The 10,539-nt window shown below is 58.0% G+C and carries 14 protein-coding genes; all 14 read right to left on the bottom strand.

The features are described from left to right. Window positions 1–109: 109 nt before the first annotated feature. Window positions 110–1,678, bottom strand: coding sequence for a conjugal transfer protein TraN (locus tag F7Q90_RS23240; RefSeq protein ID WP_151161105.1), 1,569 nt, complete (start codon window positions 1,676–1,678; stop codon window positions 110–112). After that, on the bottom strand, window positions 1,675–2,289 hold the full coding sequence (trbC, locus tag F7Q90_RS23235) for a type-F conjugative transfer system pilin assembly protein TrbC (protein WP_151161103.1): 615 nt from the start codon (window positions 2,287–2,289) through the stop codon (window positions 1,675–1,677). The genes F7Q90_RS23240 and trbC overlap by 4 nt, the downstream gene beginning before the upstream one ends. 10 nt (window positions 2,290–2,299) lie before the next feature. Continuing rightward, window positions 2,300–3,289: a conjugal transfer pilus assembly protein TraU gene (gene traU / locus F7Q90_RS23230; protein ID WP_151161101.1), complete on the bottom strand. Its 990-nt coding sequence runs from the start codon at window positions 3,287–3,289 to the stop codon at window positions 2,300–2,302. After that, complete coding sequence (locus F7Q90_RS23225) at window positions 3,289–3,672, bottom strand: hypothetical protein (protein ID WP_151161099.1); 384 nt, start codon at window positions 3,670–3,672, stop codon at window positions 3,289–3,291. The genes traU and F7Q90_RS23225 overlap by 1 nt, the downstream gene beginning before the upstream one ends. Further along, window positions 3,669–4,070: a hypothetical protein gene (locus F7Q90_RS23220; protein ID WP_151161097.1), complete on the bottom strand. Its 402-nt coding sequence runs from the start codon at window positions 4,068–4,070 to the stop codon at window positions 3,669–3,671. Before F7Q90_RS23220 ends, F7Q90_RS23225 begins: the two co-directional genes overlap by 4 nt. After that, on the bottom strand, window positions 4,067–4,705 hold the full coding sequence (traW, locus tag F7Q90_RS23215; protein WP_151161095.1) for a type-F conjugative transfer system protein TraW: 639 nt from the start codon (window positions 4,703–4,705) through the stop codon (window positions 4,067–4,069). The genes F7Q90_RS23220 and traW overlap by 4 nt, the downstream gene beginning before the upstream one ends. After that, the gene (locus F7Q90_RS23210; protein ID WP_151161093.1) at window positions 4,702–4,920 is read right to left on the bottom strand and encodes a TraR/DksA C4-type zinc finger protein; all 219 of its coding nucleotides are present in this window, start codon (window positions 4,918–4,920) and stop codon (window positions 4,702–4,704) included. Before F7Q90_RS23210 ends, traW begins: the two co-directional genes overlap by 4 nt. A gap of 13 nt (window positions 4,921–4,933) precedes the next feature. Further along, window positions 4,934–5,356, bottom strand: a complete 423-nt coding sequence (trbI, locus tag F7Q90_RS23205; protein WP_151161091.1) for a type-F conjugative transfer system protein TrbI — start codon at window positions 5,354–5,356, stop codon at window positions 4,934–4,936. After that, a complete protein-coding gene (traC, locus tag F7Q90_RS23200) occupies window positions 5,332–7,935 on the bottom strand; it encodes a type IV secretion system protein TraC (RefSeq protein WP_151161089.1) in 2,604 nt (867 codons plus the stop codon). Before traC ends, trbI begins: the two co-directional genes overlap by 25 nt. 2 nt (window positions 7,936–7,937) lie before the next feature. After that, entirely contained in the window at window positions 7,938–8,483 is a 546-nt protein-coding gene (gene traV, locus F7Q90_RS23195) for a type IV conjugative transfer system lipoprotein TraV (RefSeq protein WP_151161087.1), read from the bottom strand. A gap of 147 nt (window positions 8,484–8,630) precedes the next feature. Continuing rightward, the gene (locus F7Q90_RS27380; protein ID WP_249042833.1) at window positions 8,631–8,855 is read right to left on the bottom strand and encodes a hypothetical protein; all 225 of its coding nucleotides are present in this window, start codon (window positions 8,853–8,855) and stop codon (window positions 8,631–8,633) included. Next, window positions 8,852–10,207 (bottom strand): TrbI/VirB10 family protein, encoded by a 1,356-nt coding sequence (locus F7Q90_RS23185; protein ID WP_151161085.1) that lies wholly within the window; start codon window positions 10,205–10,207, stop codon window positions 8,852–8,854. Before F7Q90_RS23185 ends, F7Q90_RS27380 begins: the two co-directional genes overlap by 4 nt. Beyond that, entirely contained in the window at window positions 10,194–10,358 is a 165-nt protein-coding gene (locus tag F7Q90_RS23180; protein ID WP_211369703.1) for a hypothetical protein, read from the bottom strand. The genes F7Q90_RS23185 and F7Q90_RS23180 overlap by 14 nt, the downstream gene beginning before the upstream one ends. A 17-nt stretch (window positions 10,359–10,375) precedes the next feature. Then, window positions 10,376–10,539: transposase domain-containing protein (locus F7Q90_RS23175; RefSeq protein WP_151161046.1), on the bottom strand; the 164-nt coding region annotated here is incomplete at its 5' end.

Raw genomic sequence — 10,539 nt, 5'->3', positions numbered from 1 at the left:
ATGGAGGCGAAGCGCCTCAAGGAGCCATGTCCGGTGTTTCACGCGATAGTGTCCATTAAAAAATGATGGACACTATTTTCCCGGAACCGGAGCCCGCTGCACAGACGGTTTAAATGTGACGCTTACAGACGCCCAGCACCTTATGCGCACAATATGCACCAACGTAGATAGTCAGCTTGCGTTTTTTGGCCTGTCCCAGCGCCTTTTCCTCCGAGCTGCAGCTGGCCAGCCCCGTATCCTGTCCCCACCCGCTGTCCTTACAGCAGTTGTTAAATCCGGCCATGGCCTTGCGACAGCTGATGGCTTTGCCCGTGAAGGCCGACACATTCACACCGTTCAGGGCAGAAACGTCCTTGCCGGCGGCGGACAGGGCAGCCAGCCCCGATACGGCTGACTGGAAATCATTGACGCTGTTGTTTTCAAGGTGGTCGCAGCTGCCGTCAGCACAGACCAGCGTTCCGCCGCAGAGCTGCGCCGAACCGTTCACCTTTTCCTCACAGGAAAATACGGCACGTTCACGCAGGCAGGTTCCGTTGAGTGATTCAAGACAGGTCGTACTGGCAACCGTACAGGCCGCGTTCTTCATATACGTATCGCAGGTGCCGTTATCCGCCGACTGGGACACATACGTATCGGTGTACTGCCAGCAGTCGCTGTGGAGCGTATACTGCTGGCCGTTGATGGTGAACGTCCGGTCTCCGCCCGGGTCGGTGCAGATGCTGCCGGTTTTCACCTGTTCGGACTTATCGAACGGACATTTTTCCGTCCAGACCACGTCCGGCACCCATTTTTTTGCAGGTACTTCAACCATCAGCGTGATGGTAAAACTGTAGCGCATGTTGCTGCTTTTCCAGATGGAATCGACAGTTGGCTTATTATTTCTGTTACGGATAGAGAACGCCATTTTCGCCCTCTCCGTCAGTTGCGCCCCACTGTTCAGGGCAGGGCTGCCAGTATCATCATCCATTGAGATCAACCCGAAAGGCGTGGTCACTCGCATAAACCAGTTCGGATTACTGAACGCCAGGTGTTTATTCCACGAATACGTGGCCGATGCCGTCACTACCCTCCCGGTCACAGGAGAAGTCCAGGTGCCTGTATATCCACTATCAGAGGAAGCAAAGGCAATCCCCTGAGACTGAATAACCACCTGTTTTATTTCGGTCGAATCTTCTTCATGCCCCCCACCGGCCGTTGCCGTTCGCGTGCAGGACAATTCAACCGCCGGGGTACGCTCGCAGGTATAGTTCGTTATCTGCGTTTTATTCACGTCCACATCCTTACACTGGGTGTCTGTTCCCTGCGTGATGGTCTCAGCCTGGTCTTCAACATCAAGCGAGCCGCTGATAAAGGGGGCGTCGGTGGAAATGGGATCTGACGGACGATTCTTTATCACATCCTGAATCGTTTTCCCCGCCTCACTGCTGTTCATCTCCGTGGTGCCGCTACTGTCCAGCGCCGTATTACTGGTTGCCGTTGTGCCGCCATAGTATTTTGACTGGTCAGGACTGGCGGTATACCCGGGAATAACCGCCGACGGGTCGGTTCCCTTCAGGGTATCCATCCCCTTGCCCTTCACGCTGTCGGCGTATTTTGACGCATCCTCATACTGCGTATTCGCCAGCGCGGATGCACAGAACAGCAGACAGGTGGTGGTCATAATCAATGCCTGTTTCATTCGCCCTCCCCGGCGTCATGGAGCAGCCTGCGCGCGGTATCGCGACATTCACCTTCCGCAGCAATACGCGCCAGCGCCTCCTTCAGCTTCAGGTTGCCAGTGAGGCGGTCGTAGCCCGCATCACAGGTCACCACCAGGGCGGGAACCGCCCGGATGTCATAACGTTCAAACTGCACGGGGTCTATCTGTACGCCGCCCGCGTTTTTATCCCGGGTGAGGCGGAAAACCGCCTGCACCGTCTTACGAAAGTTATTGTCAATAAGGCCATTAACCAGTGCCGGAATATGAAGCCGCTTCGCTTCAGGCACCATCAGCTTCAGTCCCGCCTCCGGAATGGAAAATGAGAGGAAGTACAGCGCGTCAGGGCGCGCCTGGCTGTCAGGCGCAATACGGGACTGCATACGCTGTTGCATATTCTCAATCCACCGCATGTCCTCTCCGGCCGGCATGCCGGGCCCTTGCTGTGACGGGACAAAGGTCATCTGCTGTCGGGCGGCACTCTGCTCACGGAGCGTGCGCAGGAACTGCTGGTTATCGCTCAGGTTGTCAGCCCTGGCGCAGGTAGCCGCCAGCAGCGCACCGGCCACCACGGTCAATATCAGTCTGTTCATAAGGAAGGTCTCAGAGAAAAACGCAGTTACGCTTGCGCCAGATGAGGTAACCAAAATTCTGCCGGCTGGCAGGTGTGGCATGTCCGGCCTCCCAGGCCATAACGGTACGCCCGAAGGGATGACAGCGCGCCGAATCGGGGTACATATTCACCATCTGATAGCGGTACCTGTCTTTGGGCATGACCGGGGACGGGTACTCAAAGTAGACCGCATTGTTCTGCCCGACGCTGTTCATGACCATGCCCTGACGGTGCAGCTTGTAGGCCATACGTTCGGACAGCAGCACGCTGGCGGCCTGTGGGCTGGCCTGATTTGAGGTAAAGCCGGTAAACGGATACAGGCTGCCGTGCGAGCCGGCACACCAGAACAGGGCATTCAGCGGTTTTGACACCGCGCTGGCCATCGCATCGGCGGCGCAGGCTCCCTGAGCAATGGGGTTGGCAAACAAAAACGCTTCCGGCGACAGCACCGAGGCCAGGGAGCTGTCATCCCATGTCGGGTCCAGCTCAGACAGGTAACCAATGTCCATATCGCCGCCCTGCATACAGCCCAGGTCGGTAATGATATTCAGCCACCAGGTCAGCGGGTATTTGTACCAGTGGACATGATAAAACGCGCCGGTATTATCACTGCCCTGCCGTTTCCCGCCGCCGCTGCCCAGCTTCCCGGCATTGATGCTGAACCCACCCAGGTTGACCATGCAGAACGGCGCACGGGTCACGTCCGTCAGCGCAAAAGGCTCCCAGTACCCGATGGCCAGCCCGATGCGGTAAAGCCCCCCCATCGGGCAAATCTGCAGGGGAGTGGACGGGTTTTCGGTATCGGGCTCACTGCCGGCGGCCACCTGCACGTTGCCGATGGAGAGCGGAAACAGGCATTTCCAGCAGATATCGGTGATCGGATTGACAAAACGCCCCTGACATTCCGGCGCGGAAGCGGCCGACATGCCGCTGAAAAGCAGCCCGCATGACAGCATCACGGCCGAGAGAAAGGTTTTCATCACCCGACCTCCCCTGTATCGTTCAGCCAGCGCTGCTTATCTTCCGCTGAGAGATGATAGCGATCCGCTACCGGACGCAGAAGAAGCCGCAACCACCGATCGAGGCAGCTTATCGCGACCTGTGCTGCGGCGCGTTCTTTATCCGGCAGGCAAGGCAGGCAGGCCGACAAACGGTTCACGTCTTCAAGCCCGTTCAGTACACCGCCATAAGGTTCCGTGACGTCCCGAACCAGACTTTCATAACGCTCAGCCACGTTCACATAGCGCACCACGATACCGTCCGCGTCCGCCCGCAGGCGGCGGTATTCCCGCCGCTGGAGCAACACAATCGCCACCAGAATGGCCGTCACGAGGCAAAGTAACGCATTGATAATCGCCATCATCGCTCCTCCTCATTCCCCGGGCCGTGCGGGCGCAACTCCATCACGTTGCATTTGCGCTGCAACAGCGCGAAATGCCGGAACCGCTCCTGCAACGCGACGGGATAGTCATCATATGTGATACGTATAATGGCTTTCAGCGCATCCATAGCCTGCCAGACATTCAGTCGGATCTCTTCTGACGCGATCTCACGCTCGACGGCACACAGGCACAGCCAGCCACCAATTGCATTGCGATTAGGGTCATGAGCCAGATCTCGCAGGCGACCGATATAAGAAAGGCAGCGACGCCGCTCCTGTTCGGCGTCCTGACAACGCAGCTTTAATCGGGAGACTGTGTGGTTCAGGCGCCACACGGCCAGCCACTGGATCACAATCAGCGAACATAAAATGATAATCATGGTGCCTCCTCCGGCATGGCAGCAGAGGTTATTTTCAGTCTTTCACCCTCCTGAGTGACCACGGCGGGAATGTACTTAAGGCCCAGCTTGCGGGACAGCACGCCCTGCTGATCAAAGTAAATCCGCTCAGAAAGACGGTCAGCCGCATCGCGAATATTGCCGTTAACCAGAATGACTTTGTACGTGAGCGTCGGCGGTTTTTGTGTCTTCATCCAGTCCACCTGACGTTTATCATCGCCATCGATAAAGTAGAGCGTGGTGCTGAGCGGCAGCGTATCCAGCGGATTAACGCGCTCACCTTTATGAATAAACACCTGCCCCTGCGCATCAGCCACGTCCTGTCCGGCTTCAAATGTCGGGTCGTACCAGCTCGTGTGTACCTGCGTGTCGGTCTGCAGTCCCTCAACCGGTGCAGGACGGAGCGTGTGTTGTTCAACCCGCTGCTGAAACTGCTGCTGCAGTTCTGCCAGCTGGCCGCTGTCCTGCATGGACTGCAGGCGGTCATGAATGAGCGAGAGGAAGCTTTGTTCCGCAACAGGCCAGGTGTCACCCCATGTGCCCAAATCCTTCGCCTGCGCCTGCGTCAGCGACGCCAGCCCGGCCAGAAAGAGGCCCCCTTTAAAAATGTTTTTCATCGCTGCCCCACCCGTATCTTATGTTCCAGAATGTCCTGGCAGGTGGCACAGGTTTCAGCCCAGGGCACAATCCGGCGGCGTGCTGCCGGTATCGGGTCACCGCAGCACCGGCAGATATCGCTGCCCGCCGCCTGCATCCGGTTGCGGACATTCTGAACCGCAACGGCGTCGGTAAGATCAATGTACTCCTGCGCCTGATCGACACTGTCACTCATCGGTCTGCCTCCTTCAGTTCGTTGCCATCCGCCGGGCGACATCAGCCTGAATGTCACCGGTAATATCCTGCGCCCCGCCCACCACCGCCGGGGCCACCAGAATGAGCGCCCCGTGACGGTGCTGCCAGTCTGTCAGTGCGCCATTCAGCGCGCTGTTAAAACGGGCGGTGGTGGTTTTTACCTGCTCATCGCTGAGGTGCTGTCCGGATACCTGTGCCATAAAGCTGTTGACCGTGCCGGTCATATCGAAGCTCACGGTCTCCGGCTGCCGCCACTGGCACAACAGCAGCGATATACCGGCGTTCATTAGCAGAATGAAGCCCGTGACGCAGGCCACGGGGATCAGGCATTTTTGCCGTTTTCGGCTGCGGCGCGGTCGTGAGGGTTCAGGAGACACCAGGGCTGCCTGAGTCAGTGCGTTGTCTGTATCTGCCATTTGTTAAGTAACTCCATTTCATCGGGATATTTGTGACAGGCCAGCTGCCACAGGGCTTCAGGGACACTTTTCCCCTCGCGCAGGCACCGCTCGCGAAACTCAAAGTCCTTGCCGTCTGACGAGAACATCACCCGGCTCAGCGGATCGAGCAGCAGGCGGTGATATGACACCTGACCGGCAACACGCAGCATGAAGGCGCTGAAGTGCGCGTCCTTCGCCGACGGGAACCCCTCGATGATGCTCTGTTCGGCCGGGGTGAACTGTCCTTCATTTTTCTGGTTATATTTGCGGAAGGCTTCCAGGTTCTGGCGGAGGATGATTTTGAACGACGAGTTCGACCAGGCAGCTTTTGCAGCAATACTGGCCTTGTCCCCGTCAAAGTCCTCAATACCCTGAGTGATGGTGATGTAAGCCCCGCCGTATTTACGGGCGGTACGGTAGCCGTTTTCGATAAAGTCACCGATGAAGCCGCTTTCACTGGCAAGCAGCTTCCACGCTTCATCGATGATGGCCGCCTTACGTTCGCTGCGCGCAGAGAGGAACATGCGCTGCTCAACGTAAATCATCATGGAGAACATGATGGCCGCCAGCAGGTCCGGCTTGTTCTTGAGCTTGCCCATCTCCAGCACGCAGAAGCGGACCGAGTCGTCCAGCGCCGGTTCGGGGCTGTTGAAATACTCACCGTATATTCCCTCCGTCGTATACTTGTGCAGGGAGACGACGATTTCTTCCATACGGTTACGCACCGTATCGGCCGTGCGGTATTTTTCTGAGGCGATCAGGATGTTCAGATGCGCAACGACATCATCAATCAGCGCGGCCTTTCCTTTCGCTTCCCAGACGCTCTGGACCACGTTCAGCAGGATGGACTTGGTGGTATCGGATACGCTGCCGGACGGACAGGACAGCACCAGCAGCAGGTCACGGATGCTTTCAGCAGACTCAACGATGTTGACAATACCGGCGAAGGGGTTGAATTTCAGGTCAGTGGCGTCCACGTAGACCCCGCCCACGTTGGCACAGAGCGTCTTATACGAATCGCCCATGTCAAACACCCATGCCCGGCCGCCGCTGTCGAGGATCTGCCGGATGATGGTCTGCATCAGGAAGGATTTACCGCCTCCGGAAGTCCCGCAGACGCCGAGATTATGGTTGTCGTTGCCCAGCCCTGACTCGCTGTCAAAGAGATCCAGATAGGACAGCTGGTTGCGGTAGGACGGTATGGGCACCCCTTTCGGACAAATGCGGTTGTCCGCCACCACAGGCAGCAGGTTAGCCACATTGAACGACTCCGCCCGTAGCGTGGCCCCGCTGCGCCGCATGTCGCTCCACAGCCCTTCGGGCATCATGAAGGGAAACAGCGCGAGGTAGTTGCGCATCTGCATAAAGGTGGGCGGACACAGCGCAATGCCGTTCGCGCGGAAGGTGTTGTTCAGCGCCAGCTCACACATCAGCGCCTTGTCATCATCGTCTTCACAGAACAGCGTGACGCTCAGGCTGTACCGGGCCAGCGCCGACTGCCCCTTCGACAGCCGGGACCGTAAGCCATCCCATTCCCGGGCGGCGGCTTTTACGCCCGGCACCCACTTACCGAACGGAGAGTTAGCCCGTTTATCGTTGGTGGCAAACTTGCGGACCGCTTCATTCTGGCTTTTCGCCTGTGGGTCAAGTTCGGTGGTGAGGGTGATGGCGAACGGACAGGGTACCGTTGAGCCAGGGTCGAGCAGATTACTCAGGTTGTTCCCGCCCTGCCACAGGGCAAATTTTTCCGGGTTTTTCTCCGGCATAAAACTCATGATCCGGGTACGGGTACGTCCGCCATCGGGCGAGGCCAGACTCTGGCGCAGGCTGTCCGGCCTGACCTTCAGGTTAATGGATCGCTCCACGCACTGGGCGTTCAGCTCCTCATAAGGGTCAACCTCACGGGACGGGGAAGCAATACGGTCATGGCGGAAGTTCACCAGCTCACGCACCAGACCCAGCAGCCCGCCGTCATCCACCGCCGTGGAACTCAGGCTGGCGGCAAAGAGCGACTGCTGAACGATACTGAGCGTCTGCCCGAGCGAGCGAAACACCTCTTCATCCAGGCGCCGGTGCTCTTCGGCGTAGCTGATGAACAGACGATAGTTACGCAGGGACAGCGGGTACCCCTTTTTATTCGGCAGACCGTACAGGGCACCGTGCTCATAGAATGCCCGGGTGACCGCATCAAATTTTGCCGCATGCTCCCCCTTCCAGGCCATATCGGCCAGCCCGGTATCCAGCATGTCGCTGACGCACTTGCTTCCCAGCAGCAGGATACTCAGTGGTCGCTCGCGCGGCAGTTTGTTGCGAAGAAAGTTATCCAGCGCATCCACAATGCTGTCGTTAGCACCAATCAGCGGCGTACATTCCAGAATGAACCCCACGGTGCTGTTATTCACGAACATGCCCGTTTCAGCATCGAAGTGCCGGTAGGGCAACACGCTGACCAGCGAGGGATAATCCATCTCCTCCAGCACTTCCCCGGCTTTTGTGGCGCCATCCTCCCGGCGCCAGTCCGTCATCAGGCGACGGAGCAGCTCGTCATGAAGCGCCATGCTCAGCTCCCTGCCCAGTGGTCAGGTGCAGCCACGAAGGACACAACCGACGGCTGATGGTAAACATCATCACTGTCAATCCACGCCGCGATCCACAGGCGGGCGGTGGTCGGATTGACCCGCACGGGCGGGGTAATTCCGGTATCGGCATACACCTGTGCGGTGGAGGTATATTCCACGGAGGAAGCCGGACGGGAAGACGAGGCGGAATCACTGTGGTGCGGCAATAAGCGGGATGCGTCGGATATCGCCTGAGACGAACGGGCTGAACGCACACCAGCATCCCGGGAAGCCGACTGTATCCCCGTCAACGGAGAAGGTGAAACCGGGACGGGGGCCAGACGCGGCAGGACGTCAGCACCCGGCTTTCCCGCAGGGACATCAGCTTTATCAGCGCTGACGGTATGACCCGCAGCCATCTGGTTTGCCTGTTCCATTGTCATGCATTTATCGTGCGCAACGGTATTACAGTCAAAATCGGTATTCATGCCGGCACAGCCGGACAGCAGGCCGATGCCTGCCAGTAAAGGCATAATCAATTTTTTCATGGTAAGTATCTCTAAGGGGGGAATGCGTCAGCCGGATTGAAGCTGGAAAAGTGGCGTATTACCGATCATCACCGGTTCGCACAGCCAGACGGATATCAGGAGCCACCATCTTGTTAAGGATGAGGGCATACCAGGGGTGGCAAAATCTTAGCGCTCATCCCCGGGATTCAGTGAATACCGAATACTGGTATTCTGACGAATGGCAGCAGCAAGCCTCTCGCGCTCCTCATCGGTATACGCATCACGTATCTGGCTGACATCAGACTGCGCCAGAAAGACGTGCATGACCTGCGACTGCAGGTCAGTTTTCCCGCCTCCGGTTTGCCCGATAACGACCGTGCACCCCGTTTTAAACATTTTCGAATGCCTCATTTCATACCCTCCTGTAGTGACTGTTTCAGTGAGCCGACTGAATCGCCGAGATTCAGTTCTTTCAGCGCCTCTTTCGTCACGGTGATCCCGTTTCCGGCCGGTCTCTCAGACGAGGTTACCGTCGCTTTCTTCTCTTTTTTCACGTCAGCGAACTCCAGCTGAAAGCCCTCCTGAAACACCACCGATACCGAGACACCTGCGCCCACCGGTATCACCGGATGGTATTGCTCGGCGCGCTTAATGAAGTAGTCAGAGAGGGTTTTACCGGCCTGAGAGGTCCCGCCACCGATGCCCGCCCGGGCCACATCCCCACCACTGACCGTGTTGGCTGCACCAATGCCCACCGTTGTGGAGCCCACGTTCGACATGGCGCTCCCCATGGCATCGATGTCGCCACCGGCAAAGGCATATCCCACAATCTTGCCGTTCCGTATCACCGGCTCAGCGCGGATGCCGTTTTTCCCCATGAAGGAAACGTGCCCCTTAAATTTCTGATCGATAATGTGACCGTTAATCCGACACGACAGGCGGTCCGTTCTCAGCAACGCCCGCTCGCTGGAAATATCGCCATAGGCCGCGGCCGTCACGAAACACCCCCGCAGGTCATACTCACCGTCGTTCGGCAGGGTGATTTTCCCGGTCAGGCGGAACTGCATGGGGGACGACGCGCTTTCACCCGTTACCGAGGCATTCGCATCAGCGCCTTCAATGACGGTGGCAGAGGCAAAGCTCCCGGAGGGGATATAAGGAAGTGGCGGCGTCTTATCCCGTTTATCGCCATAGTCGACGGTCATTGTGGACAGCCCCTCACTGAGCTGCGGGTTGATCTGAACGGAGGTCTGGTTCGCGGGTATCCCCGGATAAAAGGCCGTTGGCGGCGGTACGCTACCGGACAAACTGTCACCGGAGCCTGTCGGCAGCGTCCCCGGCGCCGGCGTGCTGGCGGAGGCGGCAGGTGTACTGCCCCCACTCCCGCCCTGCGTCAGGGCGTCAATCTGCGTCTGCAGGAGTTTGATATCATCCTCCTGCGACTGAATTTTCTCCCTGTACGCCTCATTCTCCCCGGCGATTTTTTTAAGCTGGTTTTCAAACTGCCCCAGTTTTTTGTCTGCCTCCGTTGCCGTGTGCTGCAAATCGGCCACGGCGGTGTCGCTGACCTTTTTGCCAAACGTGGTTGATGTGACCGCCCCGGTCATATCCGGTACCGGTTTTTTCGGCTGGCTTTTCCCGGGAGACGCTTTTGAAGGCGAGCCGATATACCAGGCAACGCCGCCAATGGCGCTCAGCCCCAGCGCCACGGCAACCAGCAATGCCGTCTGCTTACGGCGGGTCAGCACATTAATGTTGGCCATGTCCGGCACCCTCCCCTTCACTGCTGACCGTTACCCACACGCTGGTCTGCGCCCCCGGCATCAGCTGCGTGCTGAACGGAAAGACCATCACTGCGCGAACGCCGGCAGCGTTGAAAAGTCGCTCAGGCATGTTCAGCAGTAAGCGTCGCATTCAGACCGTATTGACGTTCAGGCAGAGGGAAGCTCGACCTTCCATGGCAGCAGATCGCGGACCCGGTTCACCGGCCAGTCCTGTATATGACCGATGACGTAACGCAACCACGTCTCGGGGTCAACGCCGTTAAGCCGGCAGGTGACGATCAGAGAGTAGAGGATCGCCGCACGTTCTCCGC

This window comes from Pantoea stewartii subsp. stewartii (genome assembly GCF_008801695.1).
Classification (GTDB): Bacteria; Pseudomonadota; Gammaproteobacteria; order Enterobacterales; family Enterobacteriaceae; genus Pantoea; species Pantoea stewartii.
Note: the sequence above shows the minus strand (reverse complement) of the source record. Positions and strands in the feature narration are given on the sequence as shown.

Excerpts from the sequence above, each read along its gene's own strand:
- trbI (WP_151161091.1), bottom strand. The coding sequence starts at position 5,356 with ATGGCAGATACAGACAACGCACTGACTCAGGCAGCCCTGGTGTCTCCT.
- F7Q90_RS23240 (WP_151161105.1), bottom strand. The coding sequence starts at position 1,678 with ATGAAACAGGCATTGATTATGACCACCACCTGTCTGCTGTTCTGTGCA.
- F7Q90_RS23210 (WP_151161093.1), bottom strand. The coding sequence starts at position 4,920 with ATGAGTGACAGTGTCGATCAGGCGCAGGAGTACATTGATCTTACCGAC.
- traW (WP_151161095.1), bottom strand. The coding sequence starts at position 4,705 with ATGAAAAACATTTTTAAAGGGGGCCTCTTTCTGGCCGGGCTGGCGTCG.
- trbC (WP_151161103.1), bottom strand. The coding sequence starts at position 2,289 with ATGAACAGACTGATATTGACCGTGGTGGCCGGTGCGCTGCTGGCGGCT.
- F7Q90_RS23185 (WP_151161085.1), bottom strand. The coding sequence starts at position 10,207 with ATGGCCAACATTAATGTGCTGACCCGCCGTAAGCAGACGGCATTGCTG.
- F7Q90_RS27380 (WP_249042833.1), bottom strand. The coding sequence starts at position 8,855 with ATGAGGCATTCGAAAATGTTTAAAACGGGGTGCACGGTCGTTATCGGG.
- F7Q90_RS23180 (WP_211369703.1), bottom strand. The coding sequence starts at position 10,358 with ATGCGACGCTTACTGCTGAACATGCCTGAGCGACTTTTCAACGCTGCC.
- traC (WP_151161089.1), bottom strand. The coding sequence starts at position 7,935 with ATGGCGCTTCATGACGAGCTGCTCCGTCGCCTGATGACGGACTGGCGC.
- F7Q90_RS23225 (WP_151161099.1), bottom strand. The coding sequence starts at position 3,672 with ATGATGGCGATTATCAATGCGTTACTTTGCCTCGTGACGGCCATTCTG.
- F7Q90_RS23220 (WP_151161097.1), bottom strand. The coding sequence starts at position 4,070 with ATGATTATCATTTTATGTTCGCTGATTGTGATCCAGTGGCTGGCCGTG.
- traV (WP_151161087.1), bottom strand. The coding sequence starts at position 8,483 with ATGAAAAAATTGATTATGCCTTTACTGGCAGGCATCGGCCTGCTGTCC.
- traU (WP_151161101.1), bottom strand. The coding sequence starts at position 3,289 with ATGAAAACCTTTCTCTCGGCCGTGATGCTGTCATGCGGGCTGCTTTTC.